The 17,172-nt window shown below is 65.9% G+C and carries 19 protein-coding genes; 14 read left to right on the top strand and 5 right to left on the bottom strand.

Translation table 11 applies throughout. From position 1 onward, the window contains the following. Positions 1-82 precede the first annotated feature (82 nt). The 4 genes from ACFXHA_RS10755 to ACFXHA_RS10740 are packed head-to-tail and all read left to right on the top strand — an operon-like array spanning position 83 to position 2,219. On the top strand, positions 83-301 hold the full coding sequence (locus ACFXHA_RS10755; protein ID WP_379355281.1) for a hypothetical protein: 219 nt from the start codon (positions 83-85) through the stop codon (positions 299-301). Further along, on the top strand, positions 279-797 hold the full coding sequence (locus tag ACFXHA_RS10750) for a DUF6879 family protein (protein ID WP_379355279.1): 519 nt from the start codon (positions 279-281) through the stop codon (positions 795-797). The genes ACFXHA_RS10755 and ACFXHA_RS10750 overlap by 23 nt, the downstream gene beginning before the upstream one ends. After that, positions 794-1,648 (top strand): helix-turn-helix domain-containing protein, encoded by an 855-nt coding sequence (locus ACFXHA_RS10745; protein ID WP_379355278.1) that lies wholly within the window; start codon positions 794-796, stop codon positions 1,646-1,648. The genes ACFXHA_RS10750 and ACFXHA_RS10745 overlap by 4 nt, the downstream gene beginning before the upstream one ends. A 46-nt stretch (positions 1,649-1,694) precedes the next feature. Further along, complete coding sequence (locus ACFXHA_RS10740) at positions 1,695-2,219, top strand: DUF6879 family protein (protein WP_379355276.1); 525 nt, start codon at positions 1,695-1,697, stop codon at positions 2,217-2,219. A gap of 107 nt (positions 2,220-2,326) precedes the next feature. Here ACFXHA_RS10740 and ACFXHA_RS10735 read toward each other — a convergent pair whose 3' ends face one another. Continuing rightward, positions 2,327-3,100, bottom strand: coding sequence for a GntR family transcriptional regulator (locus tag ACFXHA_RS10735; RefSeq protein ID WP_379355274.1), 774 nt, complete (start codon positions 3,098-3,100; stop codon positions 2,327-2,329). Between the two features lie 99 nt (positions 3,101-3,199). On the opposite strand from ACFXHA_RS10735, the gene ACFXHA_RS10730 reads away from it, so the two are divergent. The 3 genes from ACFXHA_RS10730 (at position 3,200) to ACFXHA_RS10720 (ending at position 6,973) form a co-directional block, all read left to right on the top strand. After that, positions 3,200-4,579, top strand: a complete 1,380-nt coding sequence (locus ACFXHA_RS10730) for an ABC1 kinase family protein (protein WP_379355272.1) — start codon at positions 3,200-3,202, stop codon at positions 4,577-4,579. Positions 4,580-4,712: 133 nt separating this feature from the next. Then, positions 4,713-6,326 (top strand): flavin-containing monooxygenase, encoded by a 1,614-nt coding sequence (locus ACFXHA_RS10725; RefSeq protein WP_379355271.1) that lies wholly within the window; start codon positions 4,713-4,715, stop codon positions 6,324-6,326. Then, a complete protein-coding gene (locus tag ACFXHA_RS10720; RefSeq protein WP_379355269.1) occupies positions 6,323-6,973 on the top strand; it encodes a class I SAM-dependent methyltransferase in 651 nt (216 codons plus the stop codon). The genes ACFXHA_RS10725 and ACFXHA_RS10720 overlap by 4 nt, the downstream gene beginning before the upstream one ends. Positions 6,974-7,049: 76 nt before the next feature. Here the strand turns inward: ACFXHA_RS10720 and ACFXHA_RS10715 are convergent, their stop codons facing one another. Genes ACFXHA_RS10715 through ACFXHA_RS10705 form a run of 3 tightly spaced genes read right to left on the bottom strand, consistent with a single transcriptional unit; the run spans position 7,050 to position 10,442 of the window. Beyond that, on the bottom strand, positions 7,050-7,946 hold the full coding sequence (locus tag ACFXHA_RS10715) for an SDR family NAD(P)-dependent oxidoreductase (RefSeq protein ID WP_379355267.1): 897 nt from the start codon (positions 7,944-7,946) through the stop codon (positions 7,050-7,052). Beyond that, positions 7,943-9,502 carry a flavin-containing monooxygenase gene (locus ACFXHA_RS10710; protein ID WP_379355265.1) on the bottom strand — a complete coding sequence of 520 codons (1,560 nt, stop codon included), beginning with the start codon at positions 9,500-9,502 and terminating at the stop codon, positions 7,943-7,945. Before ACFXHA_RS10710 ends, ACFXHA_RS10715 begins: the two co-directional genes overlap by 4 nt. 34 nt (positions 9,503-9,536) lie before the next feature. Then, complete coding sequence (locus tag ACFXHA_RS10705; protein WP_379355263.1) at positions 9,537-10,442, bottom strand: SDR family NAD(P)-dependent oxidoreductase; 906 nt, start codon at positions 10,440-10,442, stop codon at positions 9,537-9,539. A 173-nt stretch (positions 10,443-10,615) separates the two neighbouring features. Here ACFXHA_RS10705 and ACFXHA_RS10700 point away from each other — a divergent pair, with 173 nt between their 5' ends. The 7 genes from ACFXHA_RS10700 to ACFXHA_RS10670 all read left to right on the top strand — a co-directional run bounded on the left by ACFXHA_RS10700 (position 10,616) and on the right by ACFXHA_RS10670 (position 16,107). Then, complete coding sequence (locus ACFXHA_RS10700) at positions 10,616-11,539, top strand: SDR family NAD(P)-dependent oxidoreductase (protein ID WP_379355262.1); 924 nt, start codon at positions 10,616-10,618, stop codon at positions 11,537-11,539. Positions 11,540-11,598: 59 nt separating this feature from the next. Further along, the gene (locus ACFXHA_RS10695) at positions 11,599-12,624 is read left to right on the top strand and encodes an alpha/beta hydrolase (RefSeq protein ID WP_379355260.1); all 1,026 of its coding nucleotides are present in this window, start codon (positions 11,599-11,601) and stop codon (positions 12,622-12,624) included. Positions 12,625-12,647: 23 nt separating this feature from the next. Continuing rightward, positions 12,648-12,929, top strand: coding sequence for a hypothetical protein (locus ACFXHA_RS10690; RefSeq protein WP_379355258.1), 282 nt, complete (start codon positions 12,648-12,650; stop codon positions 12,927-12,929). 11 nt (positions 12,930-12,940) lie between these two features. Continuing rightward, positions 12,941-13,939: an alpha/beta hydrolase gene (locus ACFXHA_RS10685; RefSeq protein WP_379355256.1), complete on the top strand. Its 999-nt coding sequence runs from the start codon at positions 12,941-12,943 to the stop codon at positions 13,937-13,939. Between the two features lie 124 nt (positions 13,940-14,063). After that, positions 14,064-14,993 (top strand): SDR family NAD(P)-dependent oxidoreductase, encoded by a 930-nt coding sequence (locus ACFXHA_RS10680; protein ID WP_379355254.1) that lies wholly within the window; start codon positions 14,064-14,066, stop codon positions 14,991-14,993. Positions 14,994-15,000: 7 nt separating this feature from the next. Beyond that, on the top strand, positions 15,001-15,510 hold the full coding sequence (locus ACFXHA_RS10675) for a nitroreductase family deazaflavin-dependent oxidoreductase (protein WP_379355252.1): 510 nt from the start codon (positions 15,001-15,003) through the stop codon (positions 15,508-15,510). A 207-nt stretch (positions 15,511-15,717) separates the two neighbouring features. Then, the gene (locus ACFXHA_RS10670; RefSeq protein WP_379355250.1) at positions 15,718-16,107 is read left to right on the top strand and encodes a hypothetical protein; all 390 of its coding nucleotides are present in this window, start codon (positions 15,718-15,720) and stop codon (positions 16,105-16,107) included. On the opposite strand, the gene ACFXHA_RS10665 is transcribed toward ACFXHA_RS10670, so the two are convergent. Next, a complete protein-coding gene (locus tag ACFXHA_RS10665) occupies positions 16,092-17,120 on the bottom strand; it encodes a DUF3068 domain-containing protein (RefSeq protein ID WP_379355248.1) in 1,029 nt (342 codons plus the stop codon). The two genes, ACFXHA_RS10670 and ACFXHA_RS10665, sit on opposite strands and share 16 nt — an antisense overlap. Positions 17,121-17,172: the final 52 nt, after the last annotated feature.

The following is a 17,172-nucleotide window of genomic DNA, read 5'->3' as shown; positions in this document are numbered from 1 at the left end:
CTCAGGAGGCTGCCCCAGCCTCTATGCCACTGACCGGGACACGTACGTGGTCCAGGGCTGGGAGACGAATCGGGAGGAGACCGTGGAGATTCCCCACCACCTCACCGGATTCGCGGAGCCGGACAGCTTCATCGGTTCCCCCATGAGCGATACAGGCCGGGGGACCTTCCTGGTATCCGGCCGTCCGATCACCGACCTCGAGACTCTCGGGCAGATGGACATCTACGCTGATGAGACCTGTGTGGAAGTGCCCAAGCTAGGAAGGACGTTCTACGGCAATGTTGCTGCGGCCGAACGATGAACCGGGCCTGTGGCCGTCGCTGTTCCGGGAACTGAAACGCGATGCGTTCCACCTGGAAGTCAGGGACACATACCACGTAGCCGACGAAGACACCCGGATACGCGCATTCCTCGCTGGCGAACCAGCCCCGTACACGAAAACCCCTTGGCAGGACCTCATGCGGGAAACCGCAGACCGTGGGGTGCAGGTGAGCCGGGTGCGGGTGGTCACCGAACCGCACAGTAACTATCAGCGATGGTTGTTGTCGGTCACCGGCTTCAACGTTGAAGCAGGTGATGATATCCGTTACGTGCCAAGGCATCTGGCCGGGGACGTTCCCCTCGATGACTGTTGGTTGCTGGACGGTGAGCGCGTCGCCTTCAACCTCACCGATCCGTCCGGTGTATCGGCGGGGCTGGCGGTAACCGGGGACCCTGGAATCGTTGCGTACTACCAAGAGACACGTGAACGACTCTGGAAGCTCGCAACACCGTTCGCGGAGTATGCCCAACGGTGACGAGTTCCGTTCATGAAGCACGCGAAGCTCTCGGGGCGCGGCTCCGGGAGCTTCGTCGTGATGCCGGGATCTCCGGCCGTGAGCTCGCTTCGCTCGCCGGCTGGCATGAATCGGCGGTCTCGAAAATCGAAACGGGGGACAGGAGTCCCACAGAAGCGCAACTACGGGCGTACTGCGTCCACACCGGAAACGAGGCCCAGTTACCCGACCTGATCGCCACACTTCGCAACGTGCAGGCGGCGTATGTCGAGTGGCGGAAGGTGCTCGGCACCGGCACCAAACGCCGACAGCACCAAGCGGTCAAGCTCGCTGAAGAGTCCAAGCTCATGCGGATCTTCCAGCCGAACCTCATCCCCGGGATACTCCAAACCGCGGAGTATGCCGAGGCCGTGTTGCGTCGCTACATCAAGTTCTATCGGGTACCAGACGATTTGGATGCAGGTGTAGCGAAGCGCCTGGAGCGCCAACATCTTCTGTACAAGGGTGATCGCCGCTTTCATATCCTGGTGTCGGAGCAAGCCTTGCAAACGACGGTCGGTAATGACGCCGTGATGACCGGTCAGCTCGACCGGCTGCTGGCAGTGATCGGATTGTCGCGTGTCCTATTGGGAATCGTCCCGGCTCGAGCCGAATTGCCTATCCAGGTAACCAACTTCGTCATGTTCGACGAGCGGCTGGTACTCGTCGAGGCAGTGACAGCGGAACTGAGTATCACCCAGCCCCGAGAGATCGGGACATACGGCAGACTGTTCACAGAGCTCGCCGAGTTGTCGGCAACCGGTGATGCGGCTCGTGCTCTGATACGCAAGGCCCTCGAAATGCGGTCAGGCCAGGAGAAGCCGCTGGGGTAGCGGCTGTGCACCTGGAACCGCGCCCTAGCGGAGAGGATCTACTTCGGTGGAATATCGCGGCGTTGACGACTGGGACGATCTGTTCGACGAGTGTCGGGAATCGGCCTACCACATGGAGGTTCGTGATACCTACGCCGTAGCGAGCGAGGACGAGCCACTTCGGCGATTCGTCAGCGGCGAGCCGCCGCCGGACTATGACAAGTCTGATTGGACTGATCTGATCCGGGAGATGACAGGGCGGGGTGTTGTCGTCAGCCGTGTTCGGGTCGTCACGGTGCCGCACAGCGACTATCAGCGATGGTTGTTGTCCGTTACCGGCGAGAATGTCGAGGCGGGCGAAGACATCCGTTACCTGCCAAGGCATCTCGTCGATCTGGCCGACATCCCCGGCGATGACTGGTGGCTGCTCGACGGTAGTCGCGTCGCCTTCAACTTGGTTGACCAGAAGGGTCGGTCTGCGGGCGTTGCGGTGACGACCGATCCGAAGATCGCGGCGTACTGCGGTGGGGTGAAGGATCGATTGCTGGCCGCCGCGACGCCGTATCGGAAGTACATCAACGAATCTCCGTGAACAGCCGGAGCCGCTCGTGAGGGCTGGCACGAGTCCAAGATCTCGCGCATCGAGCATTGCAAGGCTGCCGAGGTCACGGCTACCGGGGTTTGTGGAGGTGTTGCCGCTCAGGCGGTTTCGGCGGCGGGGTGGGTGTGACGTCCGGGTGGGGCGACGAGGGTGGTGAATCTGTCGATGACTCGCTGGTGGTAGAGGGCGAGCATGTCGCTGACCAGGGAGTATTCGGCCTCGTGTGGGGGATCGGGGCGGTTGAATGCGTTGATGATGGCTCGCCAGATCAGGACGTGGGCGGAGGGGTCGGCGGAGTAGTAGGCGTCGACGGCTTCCGGGACGTCGGTGATCACTCCGGACAGGGAGTTCAGTAGGGCCACTGCGGCGGATTGTCCTATGGTGCAGGCTATTTCGCGCAGTAGGTCGAACTCGGTCGCGAGGAAAGCGCTCAGGTCGACTTCGGGCTGCAGGGCTGCGGCCTCCATCGCGTCGACGATGGCGAGCAAGGGCGCGGAATCGGGGCGCGCGGGCAGTTGGAAGTAGTCGCCGAGCAGGTCGATGAGCAGGTCGCGGCCGAGGTGCACGACATCGGCGAAGATCGCGATGGCTTGGTCGGGGTCGGCCATCGACAGCCGGAACACCGTGGCGTAGACGTCGAATCCGCCGTGGCGCCGGACATCCTGGACGATGAATCCGCGGCCGCGTTCGGCCACCACGAAGCGCGATGCCTCGAGTCGGCTGAGTGCGACCTGGGCGGTGGATTTGCTGATCTCGAATTCCTCGGCGAGCTTGCGGACCGATGGCATCAGCGTGCCCGGGCGATAGCGTCCGGTCACGACGCGCCGCCCCAACTCGTCGGTCACCTCGGACGCCCCGGTCTGGCCGCTCACCCTCGCCCACTCCCGATTCCACTGTCTCTGTCGCAACTGTCTAGGACAGCGTACTGTACTGGTGGTGCAGCGTTGCGTGTCGGGCGTGAGGACTCAATGGTGAATTCGCACAACGAGACTCGACTGTCGCGGAAACTCGGGTTCGCGCGAGGCGGTCCGAATGACCGGGCTCGCACGCTGCAGCTGGCAGCTCTGCCCACCGCCTATGCCGGTCGGCGCACGGCCGGGATGGGTAGGCGTCTGCTCGGCACTCCCAAGGAGACGGTGCGAGACGAGATCCGGGAACGGACGGCGCGGCACCTCTTCGAAGTGCTGGGCGGCCTGCGCGGATGCGCGGCCAAGCTCGGCCAGATCATGGCCCTGTATCCCGGCGGACTGTCGGAGGAGATCGCCGGTCCTTACCGGGAAGCGTTGGCGCGCTTGCAATATGCCGCGCCACCCATGCTGCCCGCCGCCGTCGACGCGGCCTTGACCGGATACCTCGGGCCCGACTGGCGCGCCGACTTCCGCGCATTCGATGATCGTCGCCCGCTGGCGGCTTCGATCGGCCAGGTGCACCGGGCGATCTGGCGGGACGGAACGCCGGTCGCGGTCAAGATCCGATACCCCGGCATCGCCGACGCGATCGAAGCCGATCTGCGCCAGTTGCGGCGGATGGCGTACCTCGCCGCGGTGCTGTTGCCGGGCATGGATATCGAGGCACTGGCCGATGCGGTGTGCGAGGGCATCCGGCTCGAGTTGGACTACGCGGCCGAGGCCGACAATCAGCGGGCGTTCGCCGCGATGTCCCGGCGGCACCCGGAATTCGTGGTGCCCAGGGTCGTTGACCAGCGCTCGGGCGTCCTGGTCACCGAATGGCTGGACGGTACGCCGTTGACCACGGTCATCGGCCAGGGTGTGCGGACGGCGGAGCGGGATCGGCTGGGGGCGAACATCATTCGCTTCTGCCTGCTCAGTGCGTCGCAGGTCGGGCTGGTCTATTGCGACCCCCACCCGGGCAACTTCCTGGCGCTGCCCGATGGCCGATTGGGAATCGTCGATTTCGGCGCGTGCGTGCCGCCGGTGCCCAAGACCGAGGCGATGGCCGCCCGACTGCTCGACGTCGGGCTCAACGGCGGTCCCTCCGAGTTGGACGCGATACTGCGTGAGCACGCGTTTCTGTCCGCGGGAAGGGAATTCGACGCCGTAGAGTTCTACCGCGTGCTGGAGCCGTTCCGGCGCGTGATGCTCGAACCGGCGGCGACGATCACCTCGCAGTGGCTACGCGCCCGAATCGGCGAGGGCCTGAATCTGAGCCTGAGCAACGTGCATCGGGGGCTGTCGATGCCGCCCGAGCTCTCGCCCGTGTGCCGGATGCTGCTGACCCTGTTCGCCGTGATGGCGCAGCTCGAGGTGACCGTGCCGGTGGGTGACGTGGTCGCCGAATGGCTTCCGGAGTTCGCGGCCAGTCGCGCCCGGGCCGCGGCGCACAACCCATAGCTCGGCGTGTCACGCCGGTGTGTCCATGCCTCCCGAGGCGATTTCTCCCTGGAATGGCTAGAGCGGAAGCGGTCATCTGAGCTACTGTCTGGGACAGTGGGCGCCGTGGGTCGTCGTCCCTGGAGAGGCAAACGTGGCAACCAAGCGCAAGACACGGCGGATCGACCCGGACCACGAGGTCGCCATCATCGGCGCCGGTCCCGGCGGCATCGCGGCGGGTGTCAAACTCGCCAAGGCCGGGATCGAGGACTTCGTCATCCTCGAACGCGAGTCCGACTTCGGCGGCAGCTGGCACGAGAACACGTATCCGGGACTGTCCGTGGACATTCCGTGGCCCGCCTATCAGTTCTCCTTCGAGCGGCGCACCGATTGGGAGCGGTTCTTCCCGAGCGGACCCGAGGTCAAGCACTACCACGCCGACGTAGCCCGCAAATACGGGCTCTATCGGCACGCGGAATTCGGCGTGAACGTCGAACGCGAGGAATTCGACGACGCAAACCACCTGTGGCGCTTGCACACCGGCACCGGGCGCGTGATCACCGCGCGGCACGTGATCAGCGCCGTCGGCGCGTTCGTGCGACCCAGGGCGGACGCGGTGCCCGGGGTCGCGGACTTCGCGGGCATGATTCAGCGTCCCACCGCGTGGAACCACGACTACGACCTCACCGGCAAGCGGGTCGCGGTGATCGGAACCGGAGCGTCGGCGGTGCAGATCATTCCGGCGATCGCGGGGCGGATCGGTGCGATGACGGTCTTCCAGCGCACACCGGTGTGGTCGATGCCCAAGCCGGACTTCCGGACTCCGGCCTGGCTGAAGTCGGTACTGCGAGTGCCCGGCGTCATGCCGCTGCTGCACCAGACGATTCTCATCGTGGTCGATGTGGCGGGCCGCCTGATCGTCGGCATTCCACCCGCGTCGGCCAAACCGGTGTTGAACGCCTTCGACCGGACGATCGTCAAGGCCTACGGTCGCTACGTACGGTTCATGGTCAAGGATCCGGTCACGGCGTCGAAGCTCACCCCGGACTTCGGCCCGATCACCAAGCGCCCCACCGCCAATACCCACTACCTGACCACGTTCAACCGCACCAACGTGGACCTGGTCACCGAGACGATCGAGACCGTCACCCCGACCGGCATCCGGACGGCCGACGGTGTCGAGCGCGAATTCGACGTCATCGTCCTGGCCACCGGCTACGAGGTGTTCTCCGACCCGGAGACCTACGTACCGGGCACCATTCTCGGCCGGGACGGATTCGATCTCGGCGTGTTCTACCGCGCCGAAGGTCTGCAGGCCTATCAGGGCGTCACCGTTCCCGGTCTGCCCAACCGATTCATGCTGGTCGGCCCGTACTGCTGGACCGGCTCGGGCTGGCACGACTTCGTGGAGATGTCGGCCGATCACGCGGTGCGTGCCATTGTCGAAGGCCGCCGTCGGGGTGCCACCTCGGTGGAGATCCGCAAGGACGTCGCCGACGAGTATCACCGCACGACCTATCGCAACAGCGAGATCTTGCGGTACTACCTGACGGAACTCAACGGCCACACCAATACCTACTATCGGAACTCGCAGGGCGACTCCACCTATCTGCGCCCGTCCGGATTCTTCGAGGCGAGCCGATCACTGCGGCGCTTCCCGCTGGACGATTACCGCTACGACCGATTGCCTGCCGTCGCGACGCGTGGCCGCTCGGCCGCCGCGCGCGCCACCAACGGCCGCACCGCACGGACGGAGGCCACCCGGTGATCACCGCAGCGCATCCCGGCTCCCGGCGGCGACTGAATTCCGTTGTAGCGAGCGTCTTCTCGGTAGCCTCACTCGCCTACGACTTGCCGGTCTTGCAGTGGTACCTGTATCGCCCACCGCAGGACGATGTGATCCGGATGCTCGACCGTGCGGGAACCCGCGCGGTGGCCGACATCGGTTGCGGCACCGGGATTCTCGCCGCCCGGCTGGCCACCGAAATGGACGTGATCTGGGGTGTGGACGTATCGCCGGGCATGCTCGCCAAGGCGCGCCGTCGCAGCCGTGAGGTGCGGTGGCAGCACAGCCCCGCCGAGCAACTGGACCTGCCCGATGGATCCGTCGACGCGGTGACGACCACCACCGCGTTCCATTTCTTCGACCAGGCTCGGGCGCTCACGGAATTCCATCGGGTGCTCCGGCCGGGCGGTATCGCGGTGGTGTGCACACCCGCCGGCGATGCCCGTTGGGCGCGACCACTGCAGCGGGTGAGCGCGAGCAGACTGATGCCCGCCCATGCCCCCTCCTCGGCGGAGATCCGAAAGGTCTTCCGGGACGCGGGCTTCGAGATCGTCGAGCAGCGCCCGGTCGCGCGTCCCTGGTACAGCCGCTGGGTCCCCGACCTGATCACGGTCGGCAAGAAGGGCTGACCGGTGGAGCCCGCCACCGATTCGGTGGCGGGCTCTATCGGTGGTGGCGACGATCCACTCGGGATGTCGTGAATCCCTAGGCGTTGCGGATGGATTCGGGCAGTTGGTTCCAGCGTTCGGTGACCGATGCCCGGAAGGAGTCCAGCAGGCGAGCCGCACCGTGCCCGAGCGCGGGAGTCAGCGTGGGCGCGAGCCTGCCCGCCCACCACAGCAGGCGGCCGTATCCCGGCTGGATGACGATGGCGCGGTTGCGCTGCACGGCGTGTAATACCTTGCGGCCGTGCACCACCGGATCCTGCAGGACGAAGTTCGGCAGATAGTGTCCGAGGTAGCCGAATCGCCGGTAAAGCGCCGCGAGATAACCGAGTTCGGGTGCGTTACCGTCCAGCCCGGCATTGGCCCCGGCCACGATGTCGGTGTGAATAGCGATGGGGCACACCGCGGTCACGTGAATGCCGTGCGCGGCGGCCTCACCCCGCAGTGACAACGTCATGCCGACGACCGCGAACTTCGCGGTGTTGTACGGGCCTAGGTAGGAGAACGGCGTGAAGCCCGCCATGGAGGCGGTATTGACGATGCCGCCGAAGCCCTGCTCCACCATGATCTTGTACGCGGCGTCCACGCCGTAGGCGACACCGGCGATCATGACGTCGATGGCCTTGCGCCAGTGCGCGACCGTCAGTTCCTCCACCGGCCCGCCGATGAACAGGCCCGCATTGTTGAACATCAGGTCCAGGCGGCCGAATCGATCCTTGACCCCGTGCACGGCGGCGGCCACCGCGTCCGGGTCGGCCACGTCCAGCAGCGCCGCCTCGGCCTTGCCCGGCCCCAGTTCGGTCAATTCCTCGGCGACCTTCTTGGCCCCGGCCTCGTTGATATCGGTGACCAGGACGAAGTAGCCCTGCTCGACAAGTGCGGTGGCATAACCCATTCCGATGCCGGACGCGGCTCCGGTCACGATCGCAGTCTTCATTTCACTCCCGCCCGGACCTGGTCGGCCTCGACTGTGCTGCCCGCCGGCGCGGCGAGCACGGTGGATGGCAATGCGTGGAAGCTGAAGTCCCCGGTGCGCAGGAAGCGCGCCGCCCACCATTGGCTCAGCACCGTGGTGGGACGAATCGCCAGTTCGTTCTGATAGTTGACGTAGTAGGTGTTCGACCCCGCGCACGGCGACGCCATCCACATCGACCCTTCGGCCCGTTCGACGCACATGCGCGCGAAGTCGTCGAAGGGCTGCTGTCGGACCTCGACCCGGGTGGAGCCGCGGCGGCGGGCCGCGGCGATGGCGCGACTGGCGAGGATGGCATTGTTCTCGGCAGTGGTCAGAATCGACGACGGCACAATAGTGTTCGGGCCGCAGCAGACCAGGAAGAGGTTGGGCCAGCCGGGCACGGTGACACCCTCGTAGGCGTGGTAGTGGTTCTCGTGCCAGTAGTCGCCGAGTTCGCGCCCGTTCATCCCGTGGATCGGCATGCCCGGCGAGAAACCCTTCTCGCAGACCCGGAATCCGGTGGCGCACACCAGCACATCGATCTCGTGTGCGGTGCCGTCCGCGGTGATCACGGCATTGCCGGTGACCTCGACCATCTTCTCGGTGACCAGCGAGACGCGGTCCTTCTGTTTGAAGGTCCGGAAGTACTCGTTCGACAGAGACGGGCGTTTGCAGCCCGGCGCGTAGCCGGGCACCAGCTTGTCCGCCAATTCCTTGTCGCGCAGCCACATTCGGGTCGCCCCCTGCGCGACCTTGGTGACATACGGGATGGCGGCGGGCGTCGCGCTGAGCGCACGGACGCCGACGACCAGCACGGCGTCCAAAGCGGTTGCGATGGTGTATCGCACGGCTTTACGCAATGCGGGCCGCTTCAGTGCCTGGTCCAGTCCCCAGTCGATGCGGATGTCGGGTTTGGGGGCCAGCCAGATCGGGGTGCGCTGGAACACCGTGAGATGGCCGGCGATCTTGGCCATCTCCGGGATGATCTGCAGCCCGCTGGCGCCGGTGCCGATGACGGCGATCCGCTTGCCCGCGTAGTCGAAATCGTGATCCCACTGCGCGGAGTGCACGATCTTGCCCGCGAACGACTCGATGCCGGGGATCTCGGGCAGCTTCGCCTGCTCCAGAATGCCCAGCGCCGGAATGAGATACCGGCAGGTCATCCGCGATCCGTCGGCGAAGTCGAGATGCCACAGGTGGGTGCTGTCGTCCCAGTGCGCCCCGGTGAAGGTGACGCCGAGCCGGATGCGGTCGCGCAGACCGTACTTGTCGACGATGTGTTCCGCGTAGGCCTGTACCTCGTGGCCCGGCGGGAACAGCCGGGTCGAGCGGAACGGTTCGTAGGAGAAGCTGTAGTAGATGGCGGGGATGTCGACGGCGATGCCCGGATAGGTGTTAGCCCACCAGGTTCCGCCGATGCCCGCGTGCTTCTCCAGCAGCACGAAGTCCTCGATGCCCTGCTTGCGCAGCTCGACTCCGGTGGCTATGCCACCGAAGCCCGCGCCGATGACGACTACTTCATGGTCGGGAGTCGACATGGTCGTCCCTTCCTTTCTTGTCTCCATTGCCTTTTCAGTCCTTCGGTGGGTTGCTGTAGCGACTGCCGCCGATCCGGTCGCCGACCTGCTCGAGCAGGGCGCGCACCCGTCTTCCGCCGGTCTCCTCACGTGCGGGGAAGCCCAGGGTTCCGGCGGTTCGGATGGTGGGCAGCAACACCCACAGCGGCACGTACCGCCCGACCGCCACGACCAGCCGCGGATACCAGCCCGCCGCCGCCAGGCGCGCGCCGCGCAGCATGCCCTCGACGCCGCGGCGTGCGGTCGGTGCGGCGTCGAAGAACACCGGCAGCCGCCAGATCCAGTCGGGCGCGAAACGGGTTTCGGCGATGCCGTAGAGCAGGTCGGTCCGGGTCGGGCCGGGCATGAGGGTGGTCACCGAGACGCCCGAGCCCTTCAACTCCTGGTGCAGCGCATAGGAAAAGAACATGCTGAAGGATTTCGCCGCCGAATAGGACGCGTTGTAGGGCAGCGGTGCGATGCCGACGGGGGAGGACACGTTCAGGATCGCGCCCGCGCCGCGCTCCCGCATGCCGGGCAGGAACGCGCCCGTCAGGTGATGCAGGGCGCTGACGCTGACGTCGACCAGGGCGCGCTCGCGTTGCAGCGGAAGATCTTCGAAGCGGCCCGCCGAGATCAGCCCGGCCACATTGCACACGCCCGTCACCACGCGCGGGCTCGCCAGAATCCGGTCGACGCAGTCCTGGCGGGCGTCGCGATCGGTCAGATCGAGCAGGTACTCCTCGACTTGGACGCCGAGCGCGCGCAGTTCGTCGCCGGTCTCCTTGACCGAGTCGTGGATGTCGATCAGGGCGAGGTGATAACCCCGCCGGGCCAGATCGCGGGCGATCTCTTTGCCGATTCCGGAGGCCGCGCCGGTGACGACGACGTGGGCGTCGTCGTGGGGAGCAGGGAGTGCCATGGGGTGTATCCGATCCTTGTCGTCTAGCCCGACTGTCTAGGACAGTTGGGGCTACTGTCAATAGACTTTGCCTGTTTGTCGAGTTATCGGTCATAATTGTCTGGGACAGTATACGATTCGGTCAGTTCCGCCGACGACGATCGGCCGACGGTCTCCAATGAGGAAGGCGCCTGATGTTCCGGGGTATTCGAGATCCGCGCCTGGTGTTCATCACCGGGGCGGGCAGTGGAATCGGGCGAGCCACCGCACAGCGGTTCGCCCGCATGGGGGCGGTGGTGATCGCCACCGACATCAACCCCGTCACCGCGGCCGACACCGCCGCGCAGATCGTGCATTCCGGTGGCCGCGCCATGGCCCAGGAGTTGGACGTCGCCGACGAGGCGGCTTGGGTCGGCGTGACCGAGGCGGTCTTCGAGCGATACGGCGTGCCGGACGTCCTGGTCAACAATGCCGGGTACGGCCTGATCGCTCCCTTCCTGGAACAGACCGGGGCGCAATGGGATCGGCAACTGGCGGTCAATCTGGGCGGGGTGGTGCACGGTTGCCGGACCATCGCCCCGCTCATGGTCGCCGAACGCCGCGGCCACATCGTGAATGTCGCCTCGGTGGCGACCTGGATGCCCGCGCCCTTCTGGCCGTCCTATGCCACCTCGAAGGTGGGGGTGCGGATGTTCTCCGAGAGCCTGCGCGGCGAGCTCGCGGCCCACCGCGTCGGGGTCAGTTGCGTCTGCCCGGGCGCGGTGGCCACCAATATCGTCGAGAACGCCGAGATCGTCACCCCTGCCTTCGATCACGATGCCGAGGGGCAGCGCGCGGCGACGGCCACCGTGCAGGCCCTGGTGCGGGGGTTCGGTCCGAAGCTGGGTTTCGGGCCCGATGTCATCGCGCGCGGCATCGTGCGCGCCATGCGGTACAACATCGGCGTCCTGCCGGTGCGTCCCGAGGCTTGGTTGATCGAATCCTGCTACCGGCTTTCACCGGCGCTCACCGCCCGGGTGCTGGCGCAGGCCACCCCCGCCAGGCTGAACCGGCTGGCGGCGGCGATCGGCCCGCTGCTGGTTCGCGAGGGCCGGGTAGACGTGCGGGGTCTGCGATGAAAGCCATTGTGCTACCGGGCAATCCGGGATCGGACCGGCCGATGTCGGGAGAGGAAGACATGTCCATCGCAGTTTCGCCCACGTCGAGCGTGACCGTCGAGCTCGCCAATGAAGCCGACTGGCGCACCCGGCTCGTCTATCGGGCGGGCCGCCGCATCGCGCACCCGCTGCTCGGCACGCTGGGCCGGATCGGCATCGATGTCGTTCGCACCAAACAGGTTTTCGCGGTGACGAGCTACACCGACGCGCCCGCCGCCATCCTGGTACCGCCGCGCGGGACCCGCCGCCGTGCGGTCTCGTTCGAGAATTTCGGTGCAGAATGGTTGTGGGACAACAGTGTTCCCGATCCGGTCGCGCGGCAGGGCGGTGCCATCCTGTACTTCCACGGCGGCGGATTCATCGTCTGCCGCCTGCGTACCCACCGGCGACTGGTGGCGCGGATCGCCAAGGCGAGCGGGCTGCCCGCGCTCAGCGTCGACTTCCGGCAACTGCCGCGGGCGAGCTACACCGACATCATCGACGACGCGGTGGAGTCCTACCGGTACCTGCTCGGTCTGGGCTTCCCGGCCGAAAAGATCATCCTGGCAGGCGATTCCGCCGGTGGGGGAGTCGCGTTCCGGCTGGCCATCGCCACCCGCGAACGTGGCCTGCCCATGCCCGGGGCCATCGCGGCGATCGCGCCCTGGGCGGATCTGGATTGGACCTACCGCAACGCGCATCCGAACGGCCCGTTCGATCCGCTCATCCCGCCGATCGGGTACGAGGCGGTGGCGCGTTTGGGCTTCGCCGAGAACGGAATGGTCGATCCGGCGCTGTCCGCGGTGAACCACGACTTCACCGGCATGCCTCCGGCGCTGATCCAGACCGGGTCGAAGGAATGCGTCCTGGCCGATGCCGAACAGCTGGCGCGACGCTACGCCGCAGCGGATATCCCGCTGACACTACAGCTTTGGGATCGCGCCATTCACATTCACCAGGCGGGCGCCGACCTGCTGCCCGACGCCCGCCGGGCGATCGCGGATCTCGCCGCCTTCAATCGTCGCGTCATCGCGGGCGACATCGGCCCTCGAAACACCGCCGCCTGATCCGATCGACAAGGAGAAATCACATGGCCAAACCCGAGTTCCGGCAACGCGTCACCTCGTGGATGGGCCGTCGGCCCTTTCCCGTTCCACAGGTGTGGTGGTTCGTCGACGGGCTGCACCACACTGCGGACGGGGTGCTGACCGTGGTCGAGAAGGTGCACTTCGGCGTGCGCGACCACGTCGTGCTTGCCACCGCCACCCGGCTGGGGGTGCCCGAATCCCGCGTCACGACCTTTCGTGCCCGCCACAATCAGGTGTTCGGCACGCTCTACCGCCGCTTGCGCGCGGCGCACTGGTACGTCTGAGCGAGGTGGCTGTGACCACTCGATCATCGTTCGATACCGACCGTGTCACCGTGGAGTTCCGCGCGGCCGGTTCCGGTGCCCGCCTGGCCCATCGGGTGGTCTACACCGTGACCCGGCCACTGCTACCGCTGGCCGTACTCCTGTCCGTCGCGAAACCGGTCGCACCGCTGCGCCGCGCCGTCGCGGTCACCACTCGACTGGACCCACTGGCCGCGGTCCTGCGGCCTGCATGCGGAACCATCACCCGTGCACAGACTTTCGAGAACTTCCGAGCAGAATGGGTGTGGCACCGGGATATTGCGGGGCCGGACGACCCGTCCGGCGGCGTCATCGTCTATGCCCACGGCGGGGGATTCATCGGCGCCGGGCTGAACACCCACCGCCGACACGTCGCCCGGCTCGGCCGCGAGACCGGATTGCCGGTGCTGAACCTGGATTACCGGCAGCTGCCCGAGCATGTCCGCGCGAGTCAGGCCGACATGCTCGAGGCGTATCGATTCGTGCTGGACTCCGGGTTCCCGCCCGGCCGAGTCTTTCTCGCGGGGGATTCGGCGGGTGGCGGGCTGAGCCTGTCCACCGCGCTCAACGCCCGGGCCGCCGGGTTGCCGGTGCCGGCCGGGGTGATCGGCATCTCGGCGTGGATCGACATGAATCTGACCGCGGCCCTGGCCGAGCCCAACGCCTACCGGGATCCCTTGCTGCTCGGGCACCTGCTCGCCGTGCCCGGCTTCGCCTTCACCGAGACAGGCGGATTCGATCCGCGATGGTCGGCTGTCGACCGCGACTTCACCGGAATGCCACCGATACTGCTGCAGGTGGGTTCCACCGAAGCCTTGCTCTCGGACAATCAGCGCGTCGCCGCCCGGTGCGCGGCATCCGGTGTCGAATGCCGATTACAGATCTGGGAATTCGGGATACACGACTTCCAGCTGGCCGCCGACATCTTCCCCGACGCTCGCGCAGCCATGCGTGAGATCGGGGTATTCGTCCGGACGATAGTCGGCCGTTGATCGGTAGGTGCGCTCCGCCCGGTCCCGATGTTGGGAAAATCGACCATTGACTGCTACTGTCTGAGACAATATGACTGTGTAACACAGTGAGGGATAGCTACAGGTTTCGGCAAAGGAGCCGCACGTGTTTCGACGCGCATCCAATCCTGATTCGGTACTGATCACCGGCGCGGGCAGTGGTATCGGCCGCGCTACGGCGCTGCGGTACGCGGGCATCGGCGCGAAAGTCATTGTCACCGACATCGACGGCGGCACTGCTCAATCCACCGCCGAGCTGATTCGGGCGCGTGGGGGCCGCGCGGAGGTCTGGGTCCTCGATGTCACCGACGACAGCGCCTGGCACACCGTGGCGCGCGAGGTGGTCGACCGGCACGGCCTGCCCGACATCCTGATCAACAACGCCGGGTTCGGCATCATGGGCGGGTTCCTCGAACACACCAAAGCCGACTGGGACCGTCAGCTCGCGGTGAACCTGGGTGGCGTCGTCAACGGATGCCGCGCCTTCGCCCCGCTCATGGCCGAGCGTGGCAGCGGGCAGATCGTGAACATCTCCTCGGGACTGGGCTACATCCCGGTCGCCGTGGTGCCCTCCTATTGCGTGTCCAAGGCCGCCGTGCGCATGTTCAGCGAATGCCTGCGCAGTGAGCTCGGGCCGAAAGGCGTTGGCGTCACTGTTATCTGCCCGGGCGGAGTCGGAGGCACCGGGTTGATCTCCAACGGGCACCTCGCCTCCTCCCTCGACGGTATGGCCACTGACGACAAGACCGAGATCCAGCAGATTCTCGGGATGCTCGCCGAGAAGTACGGGCCCATGCTCACCTCACCGGACTACGTCGCGCGCGGGATTGTGCGCGCTGCCCGCTACAACTGGGGCGTTGTTCCGGTCCGTCCGGAATCCTGGCTGATGTTCGGGCTGCACCGGCTCGCTCCGGGGGTCCTGCGCGGCGGTGCTGCACTGCTCACCCCGGACCGGGTCGAGCGCAGTGTCGCCGCGATATCCGACCGAATCCCTCAGCGGCTCATCGACTTCGCCCGCGAACAGGTCCGGGGGTGAACTCGACGTGATTTCCTCGAACGGACAGGCGGAGGGCGAGACCCGCAAGCAGACATGGAAGCCGACGAAGACACTGCACTGGCGCGGCGCCCGCCTGCTGAACATGGTGTTTCAGCCGCTGTTCGAGGCGACGGCGGGCCGACTACGAGTGGGCCACATTCGGCTGGTGGAGCTGGAAACCACCGGCCGTAGAACGGGATTGCCGCGCACGGTCCTCATGCCGAGCTTCCTCATGCTCGGTGACTCGTACGTGCTACTGGCCTCCTACGGCGGCGGCAAAAGCCAACCCTCCTGGTACTGGAACATCACCGCAAACCCAGTGGTCCAGATCCGAGCCGGTGGCAGAACCCGCACCATGCGGGCACGAGTCTCCGAGGGCAAGGAAGCCCGCAGACTGCTCGCTCGAGTACTGCGACGGACGGGCGGCACCTATCTGTTCCTGGTCGCACCGGCACGGGCGGCAGGGCGGAGAGTACCGATCGTCGTACTGGATCCGATACCCGAACCCAAGCCCTGACATCCGCTATTACCGCATCCCACGCGGTGCGTGGTGGCCGGCGCGACCCAGCGGAAGATCAACGGCCCGAGTTGAACTCGGGCCGTTGCAGTGCGCTTCATGCCGGCGTGCGTGCAATCGATGACCGGTCGGCGTGCGCGAGGTGTCGGTGCTCGATGCCACTATCCATACATGTCACTGGAGTTCTTCAATGGGTTGTCCGGGACGTTGGCGATCGAGCTGACGGAACCGGCCGAGGGTGTCGCGGCGAACCTGTCCAATCAGCGCGCGACGGCGACCGCGGCGATCCGGGGAGTCTCGTTCGCGCTGACCGTGTTCGAGGATGGCGAGATTCGTGACTTGACCGTTGACGAGTTCGACCGTGTTGTCCTGGAATTGCCCACGCTGAACTTGCGTGGATTCGGTGATCCCGTTGCACACCGAGCGTCGAACGAGAAGTGGTTCACGGTGCGTGACCTTGCCGCGGCCATCGCCGAGACGGAAAGGCTCACTCGTCAGCAGTCGCAGTGGTTCGGCGGCGTCGACGTGCATCACATCTTCTTCGAAGGCATCGGCAAGAACGATGATGGAGTTTGGGAGATCTACTGGGGGTCGTGACAATCCTGTATTGCCCGGGTGCCGCGGAATACTCCGGTTGCGAGGGTGATTGACCCGAATACGGCGAGCAGGAGGGGGAGGGTGCGGCCGTAGGTGGACAGTTTGTGGAGGTTCTTGCGAGCGGTTGCGGATTGGGATTCGATGGCGGGTTCGCCCAGTGCGAGAGTGGCTTTCAGGATGGTCACGTCGGGCTGGTCTGCGGTGCGGGCGTAGTAGAGGTGAATTTGCTCGCGGCCCTTGATGACTGCGCCGGTTCGTGGTTCGACCCAGGCGTCGCGGGTGTTGGTGTAGAAGCGGGTCATGGTGACCGGTGCGTCACCCGCTATTCCCCACTTCGCGGCAGGCAGGGTCAGTCTGTTCGTCGGTGACGGCACCACGCGCGACATATCGGTCACGGGGACGGTTTGCTGGAAGTGGTAGACCAGTACGCCGTTGATGCTGGTTTCGTCGATGTAGTTGATATCGAACGCCTTTCGGGCGTTCATGTCGAAGTACGGGTAAGACTTCTTATCTGTCGTGATGGGGAATCGGTACTGCAGGCCGATGTGTTGGACCGGGGTGGCCGGCTCGTCGGCGGTGATCGCGATGGATCCGTTCGGCTGCTCGTCGACCGGCATGCCGGTGCGGCGGTCGATGGTGACGCGGTCGATCGTCGCGGTGAGCAGATCGAGCGGGCTCGGTTTATCTGTGCGCCACAGGGTTTGCCCCGACTGGATCGTCATTTTCGCGGCATCGGAGGGATCTTCGACGGTGAGGAATCGTCGCGAGATCAGCGGTACGTCGGTGTCGACCTTCGCGGACCCTTCGGCGGAGGTCAGTGATTTCGCGTCCAGCACCAGGCTTTCGGTGCCGGGCTGATTCGATGCGACCGTGGTGACCCTGAGGTTCAAGGGTGTCTTCACCAGCCGTGGCAGCATGTACGTCGGAATCAGTAGTGCGGTGACGATCGTGAAGCTGCCGATCCCGATGAGCAGGCATGCGATGGCGGTTCGTCGGTCGAATTTCGGCGCCACAGGTCTCCGGCCTATTACTTGTCGACAAGTAGCGGGAAACGTCACCGTACCG

This window comes from Nocardia sp. NPDC059240 (assembly GCF_042753865.1).
GTDB lineage: Bacteria > Actinomycetota > Actinomycetes > Mycobacteriales > Mycobacteriaceae > Nocardia.
Note: the sequence above shows the minus strand (reverse complement) of the source record. Positions and strands in the feature narration are given on the sequence as shown.